The 16,232-nt window shown below is 40.7% G+C and carries 15 protein-coding genes; 9 read left to right on the top strand and 6 right to left on the bottom strand.

The window, feature by feature from the left end:
• Positions 1 to 126: 126 nt before the first annotated feature.
• The 5 genes from AB5I83_RS05150 (at position 127) to AB5I83_RS05130 (ending at position 5,144) form a co-directional block, all read left to right on the top strand.
• A complete protein-coding gene (locus AB5I83_RS05150) occupies positions 127 to 1,680 on the top strand; it encodes an ABC-F family ATP-binding cassette domain-containing protein (protein WP_448973345.1) in 1,554 nt (517 codons plus the stop codon).
• A gap of 200 nt (positions 1,681 to 1,880) precedes the next feature.
• Complete coding sequence (locus AB5I83_RS05145; protein ID WP_448973343.1) at positions 1,881 to 2,753, top strand: putative selenate ABC transporter substrate-binding protein; 873 nt, start codon at positions 1,881 to 1,883, stop codon at positions 2,751 to 2,753.
• A 9-nt stretch (positions 2,754 to 2,762) separates the two neighbouring features.
• Positions 2,763 to 3,509: a phosphonate ABC transporter ATP-binding protein gene (locus AB5I83_RS05140; protein WP_448973341.1), complete on the top strand. Its 747-nt coding sequence runs from the start codon at positions 2,763 to 2,765 to the stop codon at positions 3,507 to 3,509.
• 1 nt (position 3,510) lies between these two features.
• On the top strand, positions 3,511 to 4,311 hold the full coding sequence (locus AB5I83_RS05135; protein WP_448973339.1) for a PhnE/PtxC family ABC transporter permease: 801 nt from the start codon (positions 3,511 to 3,513) through the stop codon (positions 4,309 to 4,311).
• Positions 4,308 to 5,144 carry a PhnE/PtxC family ABC transporter permease gene (locus tag AB5I83_RS05130; RefSeq protein ID WP_448973337.1) on the top strand — a complete coding sequence of 279 codons (837 nt, stop codon included), beginning with the start codon at positions 4,308 to 4,310 and terminating at the stop codon, positions 5,142 to 5,144. The genes AB5I83_RS05135 and AB5I83_RS05130 overlap by 4 nt, the downstream gene beginning before the upstream one ends.
• Before the next feature lie 29 nt (positions 5,145 to 5,173).
• Here the strand turns inward: AB5I83_RS05130 and AB5I83_RS05125 are convergent, their stop codons facing one another.
• Both AB5I83_RS05125 and AB5I83_RS05120 read right to left on the bottom strand, forming a co-directional pair.
• On the bottom strand, positions 5,174 to 5,596 hold the full coding sequence (locus tag AB5I83_RS05125; protein ID WP_448973335.1) for a hypothetical protein: 423 nt from the start codon (positions 5,594 to 5,596) through the stop codon (positions 5,174 to 5,176).
• Positions 5,597 to 5,770: 174 nt separating this feature from the next.
• A complete protein-coding gene (locus tag AB5I83_RS05120) occupies positions 5,771 to 5,917 on the bottom strand; it encodes a hypothetical protein (protein ID WP_167830874.1) in 147 nt (48 codons plus the stop codon).
• A gap of 211 nt (positions 5,918 to 6,128) precedes the next feature.
• Here AB5I83_RS05120 and AB5I83_RS05115 point away from each other — a divergent pair, with 211 nt between their 5' ends.
• Together AB5I83_RS05115 and AB5I83_RS05110 are read left to right on the top strand one after the other, a co-directional pair.
• Complete coding sequence (locus AB5I83_RS05115) at positions 6,129 to 7,214, top strand: AI-2E family transporter (RefSeq protein ID WP_448973332.1); 1,086 nt, start codon at positions 6,129 to 6,131, stop codon at positions 7,212 to 7,214.
• Positions 7,215 to 7,334: 120 nt separating this feature from the next.
• Entirely contained in the window at positions 7,335 to 7,838 is a 504-nt protein-coding gene (locus AB5I83_RS05110) for a YhcN/YlaJ family sporulation lipoprotein (RefSeq protein ID WP_448973330.1), read from the top strand.
• Positions 7,839 to 7,881: 43 nt separating this feature from the next.
• Here the strand turns inward: AB5I83_RS05110 and AB5I83_RS05105 are convergent, their stop codons facing one another.
• Complete coding sequence (locus tag AB5I83_RS05105; RefSeq protein WP_448973328.1) at positions 7,882 to 8,430, bottom strand: HD domain-containing protein; 549 nt, start codon at positions 8,428 to 8,430, stop codon at positions 7,882 to 7,884.
• 131 nt (positions 8,431 to 8,561) lie between these two features.
• A complete protein-coding gene (locus AB5I83_RS05100) occupies positions 8,562 to 12,017 on the bottom strand; it encodes a hypothetical protein (RefSeq protein ID WP_448973326.1) in 3,456 nt (1,151 codons plus the stop codon).
• Between the two features lie 276 nt (positions 12,018 to 12,293).
• Between AB5I83_RS05100 and AB5I83_RS05095 the strand changes: the two genes are divergently transcribed.
• Positions 12,294 to 12,659 (top strand): hypothetical protein, encoded by a 366-nt coding sequence (locus tag AB5I83_RS05095; protein ID WP_448973324.1) that lies wholly within the window; start codon positions 12,294 to 12,296, stop codon positions 12,657 to 12,659.
• 534 nt (positions 12,660 to 13,193) lie between these two features.
• Here the strand turns inward: AB5I83_RS05095 and AB5I83_RS05090 are convergent.
• Positions 13,194 to 13,865, bottom strand: a complete 672-nt coding sequence (locus AB5I83_RS05090) for a GNAT family N-acetyltransferase (protein WP_448973322.1) — start codon at positions 13,863 to 13,865, stop codon at positions 13,194 to 13,196.
• 20 nt (positions 13,866 to 13,885) lie between these two features.
• The gene (locus tag AB5I83_RS05085) at positions 13,886 to 14,758 is read right to left on the bottom strand and encodes a carbon-nitrogen hydrolase family protein (protein WP_448973320.1); all 873 of its coding nucleotides are present in this window, start codon (positions 14,756 to 14,758) and stop codon (positions 13,886 to 13,888) included.
• A gap of 231 nt (positions 14,759 to 14,989) precedes the next feature.
• Between AB5I83_RS05085 and AB5I83_RS05080 the strand changes: the two genes are divergently transcribed.
• Positions 14,990 to 16,216, top strand: coding sequence for an MFS transporter (locus tag AB5I83_RS05080; RefSeq protein WP_448973318.1), 1,227 nt, complete (start codon positions 14,990 to 14,992; stop codon positions 16,214 to 16,216).
• The last annotated feature ends 16 nt before the right edge of the window (positions 16,217 to 16,232 follow it).

The raw sequence follows: 16,232 nt of genomic DNA, 5'->3' as shown, positions 1-16,232 counted from the left end.
TATAAAAACAGTTTCCATAACTTCCAGCCTAGAAAACTCTGGTGGAAAACAATAGATTTTAGTATGATTAAGAAATGTGATTGTTAAATAATGATCTGAAAAATAGATTAAAGCGAGGATTTTATCATGAGTCTATTAAATGTAGAAAACTTAAGCCACACGTTCGGTGACCGTACCCTTTTCAAGGATGTTTCCTTTCGTTTACTGGCTGAAGACCACGTAGGCCTTGTTGGAGCAAATGGTGTCGGTAAGTCGACATTGATGAATATCATTACCGGACAGTTGATCCACGATTCCGGTAAGGTTGAATGGACTCCAGGCGTGGAATACGGATATTTAGATCAGCATACCGTGCTGACCCCGGGGAAAACAATCCGCGATGCATTGCGCGATGCCTTCCTTCCGCTTTTCAAGAAAGAAGAAGAACTGAATGAAGTAACAGCAAAAATGGCGGATGCATCACCAGAAGAACTGGAAAAGCTTCTTGAACAAATGGCAGAGATCCAGGATGCTCTTGATGCGGGCGGCTTCTATTCCCTGGACATCGAAGTCGAAGAAGCGGCACGCGGTCTTGGTCTTGATGCAATTGGAATTGACCGGGATGTTTCTGCCCTGAGCGGCGGTCAGCGCACGAAAGTCTTGCTTGCAAAGTTATTGTTGGAGAAACCTAAAGTATTACTGCTTGATGAGCCTACCAACTACCTTGATGTCGAGCATATCCAGTGGCTGACCAGATACCTGAAGGATTATCCTTATGCTTTTATCTTGATTTCTCACGACACTGAATTCATGAACCAGGTTTCAAATGTCATTTTCCAGTTAGAATTTTCAAAGCTTACCCGTTATACTGCTACCTATGAAAAATTCCTGGAATTAGCTGAAATCAATAAAAACCAGCATATTAATGCATATGAAAAGCAGAAGGAATTCATCAAGAAACAAGAAGATTTCATTGCAAAAAATAAAGCTCGCTATTCAACAACAGGCCGTGCAAAGAGCCGCCAAAAGCAGCTTGACCGTATGGAGAGGATCGACAGACCTGAAACAGCTGTTAAACCTACCTTTGAATTCAAGGAATCACGGGCTAGCAGCCGCTATGTTTTTGAAGGAACAGATTTCGAAATCGGATACACTCACCCGCTTCTTCCGAAATTATCGGTTACAATTGAACGCGGCGAAAAGATTGCGATTGTTGGAATGAACGGTGTTGGTAAATCGACATTGCTGAAGACCATGCTTGGAAAGATCCCTCCATTGAGTGGCAAAATCGAGCGCGGAGACTTCCTCTATCCTTCCTACTTTGAACAGGAAGTTAAAGCAGGAAACATCACTCCAATCGAAGATGTCTGGAGCGAGTTCCCAGGCATGGACCAACATCAAGTCCGTGCCGCTTTAGCACGTGGCGGTCTGAAGAATGAACATATTTCCCGTCCTTTGAATCAACTCAGTGGCGGTGAGCAGGCAAAGGTTCGTCTAACAAAGTTGCTTATGCATGAAAGTAATTGGCTTCTATTCGATGAACCGACCAACCACCTTGACATAACAGCCAAGGCTGAATTAAAGCGAGCATTGAAAGCCTATAAAGGAACGATTGTCCTTGTAAGCCATGAACCTGATTTCTACGAAGACTGGGTAACAAAAGTTTGGAATGTAGAAGAATGGGTTGAAAACTCTAAGTAAACATAGGAACCTGACGGGATATCCCGTCAGGTTTTTACTTTTTCCCAACTGGGAAACACGCTTTTCGCACCGATTTTAATGAAATTAAACTTACCTGGCATTATATTCATAATAAATTTAAGAGAAATCTATTGAGTTATCCTCTTGTTATTGATAAATTTTATAAGATACATAAAATTTATTTATAAAGGTGATAACAAATGAAAAAATTGATTGCATTCTTAAGCTTATTGATGATTCTTACCATTGCGGCTTGTTCTGACAATGGTTCAGATGAAAGTCAAAAAGACAAAAAAACAGAAACCATTAAAATCGGTGCAATTCCTGACCAGAATGCTGCAGACCTGAACAGGAGCATGGAGGATTTTGCGAAGGACTTAGAAAAGAAGACAGGGTTGGATGTTGAGTATGTCCCTTCTGTTGATTATTCGGCGCTTGTCACTGCATTTGAACGCGGTGAAATCCAGCTTGCGTGGTTTGGCGGTCTTACTGGTGTACAGGCAAGAAACTTAGTTCCTGAAGCGGAGGCATTTGCCCAAAGGCCAATTGATGAAAAGTTCAAATCTGTTTTCATTGCCCACACTGACGTTGAGATTGATGGTCTTGAAGGTCTCAAAGGAAAGTCCTTTACTTTTGGCAGTGAAAGTTCTACTTCCGGACACCTAATGCCGCGTTATTTCATGATGGAAGCTGGTATAGACCCAGATCAGGATCTTGACGGAAAGCCTAATTACTCCGGTTCTCATGATAAAACCTATAAGCTTGTTGAATCTGGAGCTTACCAGACGGGTGCATTGAATATTTCTGTGTGGGAAGCAGCTGTAAAAGAAGGCAAAGTAGATGAATCAAAGGTTAAAGTTATTTATACAACACCTGAATACTATGATTACAACTGGACATTAAACAAAATGGACGATGATACGAAAGCAAAGTTAAAAGATGCCATTCTTTCTATGACTTCAAAGGATAATGAAATCATGGAATTATTGCAGACCGATAAATTCATAGAGACAAAGAATGAAAATTACGAAGCCATAGAAAAGGTCGCAAAGCAACTCAAGATCATCAAGTAGGTGGAATACATGCAAGAATTAATAAGTCTACATCAAATATCGAAAACCTATGAGCGGAAGATAGCCTTATCTTCCCTTTCTTTTACTGTAAAAAAGGGAGAATTGGTTGGGCTTATTGGTCCAAGCGGAGCAGGAAAAACTACTCTCCTGAACATGCTGGCAGGTATTCTATCCCCGGATAAAGGTCAAATCCTGATAGACGGCAGCCCTTTATCCGAGTTAAAGGAACCGAAAAAGAGAGCAAAAAAAATCGGCATTATTCGTCAACAATTTGACCTTGTCGGTGAGCTTCCAGTCATCCACAATGTTCTTGCTGGTAAGCTGTCTGAATGGAGCATTTTCAAATCAATAGTTTCCCTGCTGATCCCACAGGATAAGGACTATGCGATCCAGGCACTGAATCGCGTGGGATTGACAGAGAAATTATATGAAAAAACGTCTTCCCTTTCAGGCGGAGAGCAACAACGGGTTGCGCTTGCCAGGCTCCTTGTCCAAAGTCCTGAAATTGTTTTAGCTGATGAACCGGTTGCTTCGCTGGATCCTGCACGTGCGGAAGATGTGCTTGAATTATTGGTTAAGATCGCTTTGGAGGAAAACCAAACACTGATTGCAAGCCTTCATTCTGTCGAATATGCCAGGAAATATTTCGATAGATTGATAGCACTTAAAGATGGTGAACTCTTTTTTGACCTCCCCGCTTCATCCGTAACTGATGACCATATCAAAAGCCTTTACAAACTTAAGGAGATGCCTTGATATGGATAAAAGATGGCTGAGCTTTGAGCTGCATAAAAGAAAAATCCTATCAATGATCCTGTTGCTGGCATTTTTCATAAGTTTAGTCTCTGTCGATTGGGATAATGACTTAATTCATAGCAAGGGGTTTGATACAGCAAAACAGATTGCTGCAGCTTTCTTCACCCCCGATTTGACAGGTGACATCTTGCTTCTCGCTCTGGAGTCAAGCTGGACCACTCTTTCCTACGCTGTTGCTGGTTTAAGTCTGGCAGTTGTCATAGCCTTTTTCTTCGGTGTTCCGGCCTCGGGCATTATAGTAGCGGAGGGAAAAGCTAAACGTTATATCCGAAGTTTTTTCAGAAAGCAGCTCGGCTTCATGAGGGCCATTCATGAACTTGTATGGGCATGGTTATTCGTCGCGTCAATTGGTCTCTCTCCTTTTGCGGCAATCTTCGCATTGGCTATCCCCTATGGAGGAATCCTCGGCAGGATTTTTGCGGACATGCTTGAAGATGTATCCCAAGAACCTATCAAAGCATTAGAAGCAGCAGGCGCAACCAAACTTCAGACTTTATGGTATGGATACTTGCCCATGGTCAGAGCGAACATCACCAGCTATGCAATGTACAGGTTTGAATGCGGTGTCCGTTCATCTGCCATTATGAGTTTTGTAGGAATTGGCGGTCTCGGATACCAAATTCAGCTGAGTCTTGATGATCTTCATTATAATGAAGTGTGGACTTTTGTGTTCTTTTTAATCCTGCTAGTCATCATCATTGATTGGTGGAGCAATCAATTAAGAAAGAGGCTGGTCCAATGAAGAAACGGAGAGTTAGCTTTATAAGGGGCTCTGTTTATGCTTTGCTGTTGTTGGCAGTTGGATCCTGGACTTCTATATTCATCCTTGAAAAGGCAAGCTTGTCTTCTCTTTTCTCAGAACAGAATCTGTATTATGCAGGCAAGTTCTTTAAAGGGCTTTTGGGAATTGGAGAAGAAAATCCGGCCTTTTTGAATGGTGAAAGCTGGAAAAATGCTTTGGGCCTTACAATCGAAACTTTGGGCATGAGCATTATGGCAACGGGGTTCTCAACAATTGCCGCGCTTCTGACAGTTATACCTGCAGCACGGAACGTTGCCGACGGGTCCCTGACTCTTGTAAAAAAATGGCATGGGTGGCTCTCATTCGGTGCAATTCGAGGAGGCTATATTTTTTCACGTGCTGTACCAGAGCTTGTTTGGGCAATGATCATTATCTTTATCTTCAAACCCGGACTATTGCCCGGAGCAATCGCACTTGCTCTTCATAATTTCGGGATACTTGGCAAACTTTTTGCGGAGGTCATTGAGGATTTAGACTCCAGACCTGTACGGAATCTTTCTTCAAGCGGCGCAGGCCGTCTGCAGCTATTATTGTATGGTGTATTGCCTGCAGTTATGCCGCGGTTCTTGACGTATATACTGTACCGTTGGGAGGTCATCATGCGGACGACTATTGTCGTTGGTTTTGTTGGGGCTGGAGGACTTGGACAACAATTCAAGCTGAGCATGAGTTTTTTCCATTACACTGATATAACCCTTTTGCTGTTTTTCTATTTAATCCTGGTATTTGCAGCTGACTTCATTTCAGAAAAAGCAAGATTGTTCATAAAATAAATCCGGCCCAGATGAGCCGGATTTTTCATTTACAAAATATCGATTTTGTCCAATCCGTTTTCCAGGAAGTATTTTTCGTAACGTGCTTTCAGCTGGAAAAGCCGATTGATTTTCTGCTCTATCGTAGCATTGATGTTGATCTCGCGCTTCAAATCAATGGTGGCGAGCTTATGGGTAAGCTGATCCCAAAAGACATCTTCCTCGTATTCATCGATGATGGCTTCAACTGTGTCTTTAAGATGCTCAGAGAGATAATAATACTCTTCCTCCTTGTCGTAGTAAACGCCGTCATCCGCTTCAAAATCCCTCGCAAGCGAAAAAATATATTGTTCAAGATCCTCTGCTTTACTCACCAGCTCCTGATTTGCTTCGGTCAGTCCCAGCGGCCAATTTCCAAGCTGCATTAATTTCACAAGAGTCAAATACTGTTCCTTTGAAAGGTCAATTCTCATTTATAACCCTCCTTTTCATTTGCTTGTTTATATATATGAAGGAAAGATGCCTGTCTTTCCTAGAGATTGCTGAATTTGTTATCCAGGGTTTTTTCATCTTAACTAAAAGAAATCCATCCAATTAAATAAAAACGGCAAGCCTCTGATAAAGGGCTTGCCGGAATCTATCTGGACTTAGTTGCTAATATTGATTGCCTCACCTAATAGTTGAATATCTTTATAAATCTCATTCTTCAGTTCCTTATCCTCGCATTGTGCGTACTCATCGAATAAACGGCCAAGTTCTTTGATAAATAATAGATGTTCTTCGACTGCAACCATACAGAGACCCCTTTACACAGAAGATGACCAGTGGCTTATGCTTCGATTCTATTTCTGTTGACCAGAATATTTACCCGTTAAAAAATAATTGAAACTATCAATTACTACATGTTATGAGATCACTGTCCACTATATGACAACCATTTGTTTAATGGCCTGCCCTTTAAGGTAAATAATCAGAAAGAGACAAAATTTTTCAGGGGGTAAAGACATGTGGATTCAACGACCTTTTTTTAAATATGCAACAGGAACCATTCTTTTGCTTCTTATCATCTTCCTCTTTGGTAAGATAGATTACTTCGTTTGGCCGCTGCAAAATTTTATAATCGCCATTTTCTTTCCTGTCCTGATTTCAGGTCTTATCTATTATATATTACGAAAGCCCGTTCAATGGTTAAGTAAATTCATGCCTAAACTTGCAAGTATCTTGATTGTATTTACCTTAGTAGCTGGATTATTCACAGGATTCATTTACTTTGCCGGTTCCCTAATAGGAGGGCAAATCAGTGATTTAACGGAAAATTTCCCTCAAAAAGTAGATGAAATTACAGAAGAATCGAAAGATGTCATTAATGATAATCAGCTTGGAATTATAAATGCTGATGAAATTAAGCAAAGGGCTTTAAACTATCTAAGCAAGCTTTCACAAAACTTAGGTGAAAATATTATGACCGTATTTTCGGTCATAACAAGTATCGCCACTGTTTTAGTTGTAGTTCCCTTTCTTGCATTTTTCTTTTTAAAAGACGATGAAAAATTAAGACCTTATATGATGAAACTAATTCCTTCAGAGCATGTGCAGGAAGGCAACAAAATCTTAAAAGATATAGATAAGACACTATTCACCTATGTAACGGGCCAGTTCATCATTGCGGTTGTTGATGGGACGCTTATGTATTTTGGTTATAAAATCATTGGGCTTGAATATGCGTTGATCTTGGGGATATTTACAATGTTTTTTACAGTAGTTCCATTTCTGGGTCCAATTATAGGGGTGATACCCGCATTATTCGTTGCCCTTACAAACAGTCCCTTGATGATGTTAAAAGTACTCATTGTCCTTTTGGTTGTACAGCAGCTTGAAGGGAACCTTGTCACCCCTCAAGTGATGGGAAAAAAACTCAGTATCCACCCTATAACTGTCATCTTACTTTTAATTGCAGCTGGTTCCTTATATGGATTCGTGGGAATCCTCATTGCCATTCCACTTTATTCTGTGGTGAAAATTATCATTAAGGATGTGTGGAAATTTTATAAATTAAGAGAAAAAAGGGATACTTTTAGTCCCCATACTTAAGATCATCACAAAAGGCCAGCCTCAAAGCTGGCCTTTTATTTGTCTATTTTATATAAATTGAATAAAAATTCGTTAGATTGGGCAATATATTCCAGATTTTAAAAATAGGAGGATTTGCCAATGAAACGAATCAGCATACAGCTGCTCATTCTGATAATGACCATCCTATTGTTCACTGGGTGCAATACATATACGGATGAGGGCACAGAAACTTACCGAATAAATAACAACCAAGCACAAATCCAGAATATCAATCAGGAGTACAACTCTACTTCATATAACCAAACATACAGAATGCATGTGGATCAAAATGCTGAGGAACAAGTGGAAATGCTTAAAGAAGTCCAAAACGCTACGGTCATAACAGTCCAGCGAAAAGCATATGTGGCTGTAGTTCTTGAAAGTGGCAACACAGATAGAGTTCCAGGTGAATTGCAGAACAAAATCTCTCAACAAATTAAAGTGAACGATGAGTCTATTGCTGACGTGTATGTCTCCCCCAATGCGGACTTTGTTGTCAGCATGACAGACTATAGGGATCAGCTTTTGAGCAGAAGGCCAATCGTGGGGCTTACGGAAGAATTCAATTCTACGATTAAAAGAATTTTTCCGGAAAATCGTTAATATAACCAACAAAGGGCATCCAATGGATGCCCTTTGTTGTTCTTTACGATGGTAATTGAGTATCTCCCCCGCTCCCACCGTTGATTAGCACTTCATCAATCATTCGATCTAGCCTGATCAAGCTTTGCTTTGCACGCTCATGCTCTATTTTTCTGTAATGATGCTTACCTCCTTCTTCTTCATCTTTTTCATCTGCCCATTTCACTACCTGCTGAAGCGGAGTACGTACAATGTCATTTGTCGGTAAAAAGGAGTCTGTATGGAAAAGGATTGCAAGTGAAGTGGCTTTCGCCTGTACGGGGTTTTCACCCAAACGGATCAGGAGTTTGTGCGCCCTTTCAGCTCCCTTGATCGGGTGGATATCATTCTTCCGATATAGCTCGTAATCCCATTTTCCATTCCTGTACCATGTGAAATGGCCGATATCATGCAGGAAACCGGCTTTCGCTGCAATATCAACGTCAACATTATGCTCTCTGGCAAGGTGGAAGGCGTGATAAGCGACAGCAATAGCATGGGCCATGCCTGATCGCTTCAAATATTTCTGTGCAATATGGTGTTCGAATATGTCTAAAAGAGTTACATCCCTCATTTCACAACCTCCTTAGCTGATGAGACACCTTTATTTTTTAGAATGTTAACAGAAATATATAAAAAATGCACATTTTATATCTCTAAAAAAAAGCTGGCAAAGGACTTCAACTCTCCCTTTGCCAGCTTCATTCAGTTCCAGCTTTTTAATTTTACGAGCAGACGCTCTTTTAATTTTACGAGATAGGTCTTCTCTCCCTTGGCTCCTTTTTGTTTATGCCATTCGTTGAAGCTAGCGATAGTGATCAATACGGAACCAGTGATTAACAGGTATCCCCACCAAGGTAAATTTCCCCAGAACGGTCGTGTTTGCAGGATAACATTCAGAAGCAAAACTCCCGAACCAACAAAGAAATACGATTTTATCCTTAGCCACATTCCGGCCAGCATTGAAATCAATGACAGCGTTCCAAGAATCAAAGCATCATAAACGGTATTGCTCTCGAGGCCGTCCTGGATCAACAAAAGCGAGACGATTATCAGTACTGCCCATTGGATATAGCTAGTGATCTGTTTATTTTCCCCTTTAAAAATAAGGCGTGCAAAGATGCTTAAAGCAATAAAAGGAAGAACATAGACTTCCCGTTCCAGAATGGCTGGTATTTCAAATTGCTCTAGAGCTGTGTAATAAGGAACCAAAAGGTATGCACCCGCTGTAAATTGAATTACCCTGACTCCTGTACCATGAACCCTGTCCCTCTGCAGCCATAATCCTGCAGATAGAAGAAGGCCGTGGATAATGAGAGCCCAGAAGGTTTCGCTATTCAGAAAAGCGACCGAAACAATGAACAGGAAACCCACTATTGAATAAGCATCCAGGCTTTTCAGTCCAATAGAGACACCTTTTTCCCAAAGGTTCTGAAAGATTTTTCTTCCTGAAAGAATAAGCAATATACCGAATCCAGAAAGAATCGCTATATCCCAAGATACTTCTTGACGGGCTTGGAAGATCATCTGGATCGTACCGTAAAAAATCATCATCAAAGGAGCGATCGCAGCTAATTCCCATTTCACTTTATGAAGCAAAACCAATATTGCCGCTGCGTACCCAATCGTTATTCCATACAGCAGCCAATTGTATGGATATGCTGCGAGGAAGCTGGCTACCCCTAACAGCGAAATCGGCACAAGATAATACAATGTTCTCTGTTTGAATTTAGCAGATGACAATTTCCAAAATGCAGCCAACAGAATGCTTGTCAGCAAGAATCCATAATGACCTGTTTCAGTTTCTGAAAAATAACTGATACCTGTATGAATCGCTAAAAACAATGAGGTGAACGCTGCGTACAGGAGTGCTTTCACCTTCCATTCCTTTTTTACAAAAGGAATACTCGCTGAATAAATTCCTACTGAAATCAAATAGCTTATTATTGCTTCTTCACCGTAAATGATAAAGGCGACTGCCATGATAGGAGCGAGATAGACATGTGCAATCCATGAATGCGCAACTGCAAGCTCTTTTCTTTTTTGAAAAAGCAAAGCGGCCGCTCCCAACAATAACCAGCCACCACCAGGGATGATCAGTGCCTCGGAAAATGTGCTGAAGTCGTACAACTTCTCATCAATAGAATTGAAAGTGATCAAGTACCATGCGAGGCTGACCAATGCTGAGATAAATGCCACTATGGGTTCTTTTGACACTTTATAAAGCAGAAGAGACATCAGGATGCCGCCAAACCAAATAACGGATTCTCCGTAAAGATTCGAAATAGGAAACGTGAAGGTGTAGAACAAGCTTGCTGCATAAAAACCATGTCCACAGAAAAAGGCGTTTTTTGACAATTTAGTTTCCTGAATTCTACCAAGACCGTAACTGACAGCCAATAAAAGGACACCCGCAAGCGCAAAATTTCCCGGCATTCCTATAGCATCGTGATAGAAGCTGGAATTCAACCTTATCTCTTCCCCGATTGCAGTTGCAGATAAACCGAGTGTAATTGGCGCTGCCCATTGAGCTATCAACGGCAAAATCGCCCGGGTGTCGATGTTTTTCATGACATAAAAAGCAAAGCTAGTCAGAAAATACATCATCCCCAGCTCCCACCAAAGCGACTGAAAAAATGTAATAAGAATCATCGAAAGCATGATGACGATCCCGACGTCACGCGAGCTAGTTTTGATTACTTGAAGAGATCTCAGCTTGAGCGGCCAGCCTAGAAGCATGAATAAGGCAAAACCAATGAAATAAATTGGCAAAGAAAGATGTTCGATGCTAATCCATTTCCACGTCTGCAAAACCGCTTCAAACATAGCTGCCGCAATAAATATCGGACTTAAATAGTTAAAAATCATATTTTCATTGGCATTCGCAAGATAAAGGAAGTTAGCCGAAATTATCAGGTAAGCAGCCACCAGAATATAGGATGGATTTTCTGTATGAATCATCATCGCTTCTGCTGTGATGAATAGAAAAGCAAGACCCGATACGACTGCACTAGTAATCTGGAACGCTCTTTTCAAAGCATATTTATCATCGATGAACCTGGGAATGAACAGGAACACAAATCCAAGAAGTGCGTAACCAATTATGCTTCCCTCAGCAAATTGCCAGGTTTCAAGAATTTGATAAGCACCATAAACAAACATAGCACTGAAAACAAAATGATACTCTTTATGGCCATTAACGAAGATCATCGATAGATAAAGGATGGCAGTCAAAATCAAGTTGAAGCCATTGAATACATCATTCTCATAAAAGAAAAGCATCAATAATGTAGACAGGACCAGGTTGGCCTGAGCGTATAGCGCAAGTTCGGCCGTGAAGAGCGACAAAACATCTTTCTTTTTCAGCTGATGATAAGATGCAAGCAGAAGAGTGTTAAACACAACCAGTCCAAGGTAAAAACCATCTGTTTGCAAGCCAATCGCTTTCAACAGATAGGCTGCTGTAATCGATACAGTAATGAACGAAAACCATACAAACACCCTTGAAGACAGCTTATTAGCGAGAAAACCATATATAGGAATCAAAACAGAACTGCTTATTGCCCCTAATATGAAGCGGCCTTCTCCATAAAACGATAAGTAAGAACCCAGCAATTCAAACCACCCAAGCGATAAGGTGAAGATCGGAAGGAATAAGCTGCCAAGGATCACAAATGCAAAGGCTGTCTTATCGATTTTTAGAACCTTGTAGCTCATATAGGCAATTCCGTAAAATAAACCCGAAACAAGCGCGATGGACCCAGTTTTCATGAAGGGAGTCATCGTCTCCCAGTTGCTTGTCGCAACAAACAACCCGCCAATCAAAAGCATGATGACTCCAAGACTCAGCGACCAGGAAATGTTTCGTTCACGGATCTCTTCTGCTGATTTCTTTGGCCTGACAATAGGCTGATTTTTTCGATTCACCTTCATTGGTATGCTGGCTGCAGGCTGGTCATCAAAGGCAACAGAATCATTCTTCTTCGTTCTTGCTGCCAACTCTTTCTCCTGCCGTTCCTTTGCCATCAAATCCAAAAAGTATTCATTATGTGCTTCTGATACATTTTTGTATTCCTCTCCAGTAACATAACCTAGTTCTTTTAAATGATAGAGCTCATTACGAAAAATCCTGCGTCTTTCTTCTTTAGGAGTATGTTCCATTTTTATCCCCCAATCCCTCTTTAATCCAATATGATTCGTTTAGTGTAATTTTACACCTTTAATTAAAAAATTCAACATTCATTTGTAAAAAAACAAAAGTGTTTTTTCGACAATATTCTATTCCAACATTGCCTATACACATTTATAATAGGTAAAGTGCGCTCTCAAACTGTATTTCAAGGACTATGCAACTGCTATCCACTTTCCATATCGCCTTATCAAAAACAGATAAAAACATTGGAGTATGCAAATAATAGAGATTAAGAGGTAAATAAGATGGCTGATTTTTTATGGATTATATATTTGGGGTTTTTAGGCACGACAGCAATTTGGTTTTTAATGAAAGGAAAATATAAAAACAAGATCACCAGGACAGATTTTGTCATTTCAATCATCACATGGTTTGGATTATTTGGTTATGTAACGGAGACACCAATGCTGATCCCTCTAGTCTGGAAAATCGTTTTTGTATTTGGTCTTCTTTGGGATGTCATTTTTACCGTATTCTTTGCGGACCGTTTTGCAGCCGATTTTGGCCTCGATGTAGATGAAAACGAAGAACCGATGCCCCTTGCAGCTAGGCTAAGTGGATTGATCTTTGTTGTTCCCCTTTACTATGGAATTTTTCATTATGCATTTTAAACGGCTTAGGCCGTTTTTTTGTTACCTAAAATGAACTATATTACAATAATGAAGCTGTTTTTTAATATAATATCGGACGAAAAACGGGTTTATAAGGTCTGTTTTTCTGTTCCCTCTCCACTGAATTAGTACCTGGTACTATCACCTGATGTGATTGTCTTTTCCAGAAAGACAGTGTTATCTTTGCAATAATAGGCTGTTATCATTCCTTGCCGATTTCGTCTTTGTATGATGCCATTTAAGCGGAGGATTTCCGGTTAATGTATATGGATTTCGTTTAACACGCAGAAATAAGCGGAGCTATTCCGGTTAACTGCTAGAAATAAAACAAAACACAACGATTTGAATCATTTTGACGGAAAAAAGACCCTTATTTTTAAGAAAATAAGGGTCTTTTCCAATATAATCGGAATTTTTCCGTCTATTTTTCTTTTATTACAGAACCTAGTGAAAACGAGATAAAACCTATCTTGGTTCTACACTTATAACAAGGCCGCAACCGTCACTTTTGCTGAATTGACGTTTGTGCCCAGATTATAAAGGCAACAAAGTCACGGTTTCTCTATTTTTTAGCTGATCAATCATATTGCTCCACTTCTCAGGTTTGTTAGCGAGAACGGAATAATAAGTAGTGAGAAAATCTGAGATTAACGCTGCCGGCAGCTCATGAGTAATCTCATCTGTCGGCATGAAGCATAGATCAAGTCCCTCTACAGCTTCTCCGTCATTCTCCCATGATGGGTGCACATACTCGATATCAAGTCGCTTATAGCCTAGGTGAGATAAGACTTCTCGTCTCACAAACGGATCCATCGTTTTTACGCCGCCAAAATCATGGTCTGTCTTTCTATATGGATCATAAATCTCTGCAAACATCCCAAACAACTCTACGCCTTTTTCACCAGCGAGGTTTTGCAAGTCTTCCATCCTTTTATTTGCAAGGAATCTTCCAAGACTGAGTCCCGGCTTTCCAACAATCGTAAAATCCGTCATGGCTATATTCCAGTCTGGATAGTATCGATATTCAGTTACACCAACGACCTCATCTTCATGTACAGCAACGAATACTCTGATGCCCGGATCCTCGAGAGGCTCTTTCCATAAATCGAACTCCAGTACCTCTTCGGGTGGAAAGACTTCTTTCATTAAATTATGGAGCTTTGCAAAAAGCGGATCTTCAATACTGTTAACACGAATATATTCCATGAACCATGCTCCTTATCAGTTTAGATTTTTTCTGTCTGTTCCCAGTCCGGATAAAGGTCCGTTCGGCGGTCACGCCAAGTAGTGACAGAACCTCTCTCGCGCACCTCGTATAGTAGTTCTAAGTCAAGGTCAGCAGTAACGATCATGTCATCATTAAGTTCTCCTTCAACCTGAAGGCCTTTTGGCGGGAACGGAATATCATTAGGCGTAATCACTGCCGCCTGGCCAAAATTGGCACGCATAAAGTCTACAGTTGGCAATGCACCAACCGTTCCTGTCAAAACAACGTAGACCTGGTTTTCAATAGCTCGAGCATGGCTTGTATAGCGAACGCGATGGAAACCATGGCGGTCATCTGTACAGGAAGGTACGAAAATGACGTCTGCACCTTTAGCTTTAGCCATTCTTACGATTTCTGGGAACTCAATGTCATAGCAAGTTAGCAGCGCAATGCGACCCTTGTCTGTATCAAATACCCTGAAACCCTCACCTGCACTCATATTCCACTCATTTACCTCGGTTGGCGTGATATGAAGCTTCGCCTGCTCAACGATTCTGCCATCTGGGTAAAACATGTGCGCCACATTATAGAGCTTTCCTTCTCGAGCGATGACATGCGTACCGCCAATGATGTGCATGCCTGTTTCCAATGCGAAATTCTGGAACAGGTTTAAATATTGTTCAGTAAAACCGGGGAGTTCATTGATGGTCAGCCTCGTACCCTGCTCACTTCCGATTGATAATAATTGAGTAGTAAAGAACTCAGGAAACAAAACGAATTCTGAACCATACTCCTGTGCTGTTTTTACATAATGCTCACACTGCTGAGCAAACTCTTCGAACGACCTGATCGTGTGAAGATGGTACTGGACTGCTGAAACTCTCATTTTCATCCATCATTCCCCCTGTATCTATAAAAATAACATTTTGACTTCAAAATTTCAGAAATACGAAAATAATTATATAGCATATTACTTTTTATGAATACATTTTTGATTGATATTTTGCAAGAAATTTATCATTTGTTTGATGCATGCCAGCCAGCGAAAAAAATAGTTCCTTTTACAATTAGATTAGATTATAATCTAATTAGATTAATATATAATTAACTGTTGGAGGACACTATGTTCAAAACATTTAACCTGGAGAAATCCTACCGGAAGCTATTCTTCGCTGGCATCATTAATGGAATTGGGGACCGGTTCAGCCAGGTGGCGCTGCTGGCACTCATCCTGCAAATGACTGGTTCTGGACTCTCTGTCGGCATCACAATGGCTCTCAGGATGATCCCCTTTTTATTCTTCAGCCCTTTGAGCAGCAGCCTTGGAATGAAATTCGGAAGAAAAACAGTCATGATCATTACCGACATAGCCAGAGCGGTTATAGCATTGTCTTTTCTAGCGGTCGATCATCCTGATGATATGTGGATTGTCTACGCTGCCTCCTTCCTGCTGGCGTCTGGAGAAGCCATCTACGCACCCATCAGAAAATCAAGCATTCCTGCCATGGTTTCGTCGAAATCACTAAAAGATATAAATGGCTGGGAACAAGTATTAATAGGATTTGTATTAGTAATTGGAGCATTAAGCGGCGGGGTTGTGTCCTATTTCCTAGGAGCGAAAACAGCATTTATGCTTAATATTGTATCCTTCCTTGCTGCCGGCTGGATTTTATCGACACTGCCTTCTCTTGAGCCAAAGAAAGAAAATGACTTGACCATTAAACCAAATCATGAAAAGTATAGTGAGCTGCTGCCCGTTATTGCAGCTTCATCGTTCCTGTTGTTGTTAATGATGTTCGAGCTTATCATCCCGCTTATTAATGGGATTGAGAATGTGTTAATAAGCGTGTATGCCGTCGAGACATTTGAAAAAGCTGATCTGGGAGTGGGGATCTTTTACAGTGTTCTTGGTGTAGGATTGATTATCAGCCCTTTATTAACAAGGATGATCCAAAATAGGTTTCTATTATTTTCTTTTGTTTGTATCATTGGCGAAGGGTTGATGTTGACGACGATAAGCCAGACAAAATCCTTTTGGCTGGCCGCTGCATTGTTTGGCATGACCGCAGTGTTCAGCGGAGTCGGCAACACACTTCTCGACACAGTGGCAATGGATACTATTCCTTCAAAATGGCACGGAATGTACTTCGGTATCACCAGTATGCTGTCCAATACTTTCATCGGGTTTTCCATGTTCTTTACAGGCTTAGCGCTGGAATGGTTCAGCCCAAGATTGGTGGGTATGTTCGGCGGAATCATGTATATTGCTTTCGGAATCTTATTCTTAATATGGTCTCTAAAATATAGCGTTGACCAGGAGAAAGTAAAATTAATGGAAAAAGCAATGTAAAGAACAAAAAGCTCCA

This window comes from Mesobacillus sp. LC4, assembly GCF_053543455.1.
This window is presented reverse-complemented; position numbering and strand designations above follow the sequence as displayed.

Bases quoted from the DNA above. Each gene is read 5' to 3' on its own strand.
- AB5I83_RS05150 (WP_448973345.1), top strand. From the start codon at position 127: ATGAGTCTATTAAATGTAGAAAACTTAAGCCACACGTTCGGTGACCGT.
- AB5I83_RS05145 (WP_448973343.1), top strand. From the start codon at position 1,881: ATGAAAAAATTGATTGCATTCTTAAGCTTATTGATGATTCTTACCATT.
- AB5I83_RS05140 (WP_448973341.1), top strand. From the start codon at position 2,763: ATGCAAGAATTAATAAGTCTACATCAAATATCGAAAACCTATGAGCGG.
- AB5I83_RS05135 (WP_448973339.1), top strand. From the start codon at position 3,511: ATGGATAAAAGATGGCTGAGCTTTGAGCTGCATAAAAGAAAAATCCTA.
- AB5I83_RS05130 (WP_448973337.1), top strand. From the start codon at position 4,308: ATGAAGAAACGGAGAGTTAGCTTTATAAGGGGCTCTGTTTATGCTTTG.
- AB5I83_RS05125 (WP_448973335.1), bottom strand. From the start codon at position 5,596: ATGAGAATTGACCTTTCAAAGGAACAGTATTTGACTCTTGTGAAATTA.
- AB5I83_RS05120 (WP_167830874.1), bottom strand. From the start codon at position 5,917: ATGGTTGCAGTCGAAGAACATCTATTATTTATCAAAGAACTTGGCCGT.
- AB5I83_RS05115 (WP_448973332.1), top strand. From the start codon at position 6,129: ATGTGGATTCAACGACCTTTTTTTAAATATGCAACAGGAACCATTCTT.
- AB5I83_RS05110 (WP_448973330.1), top strand. From the start codon at position 7,335: ATGAAACGAATCAGCATACAGCTGCTCATTCTGATAATGACCATCCTA.
- AB5I83_RS05105 (WP_448973328.1), bottom strand. From the start codon at position 8,430: ATGAGGGATGTAACTCTTTTAGACATATTCGAACACCATATTGCACAG.
- AB5I83_RS05100 (WP_448973326.1), bottom strand. From the start codon at position 12,017: ATGGAACATACTCCTAAAGAAGAAAGACGCAGGATTTTTCGTAATGAG.
- AB5I83_RS05095 (WP_448973324.1), top strand. From the start codon at position 12,294: ATGGCTGATTTTTTATGGATTATATATTTGGGGTTTTTAGGCACGACA.
- AB5I83_RS05090 (WP_448973322.1), bottom strand. From the start codon at position 13,865: ATGGAATATATTCGTGTTAACAGTATTGAAGATCCGCTTTTTGCAAAG.
- AB5I83_RS05085 (WP_448973320.1), bottom strand. From the start codon at position 14,758: ATGAAAATGAGAGTTTCAGCAGTCCAGTACCATCTTCACACGATCAGG.
- AB5I83_RS05080 (WP_448973318.1), top strand. From the start codon at position 14,990: ATGTTCAAAACATTTAACCTGGAGAAATCCTACCGGAAGCTATTCTTC.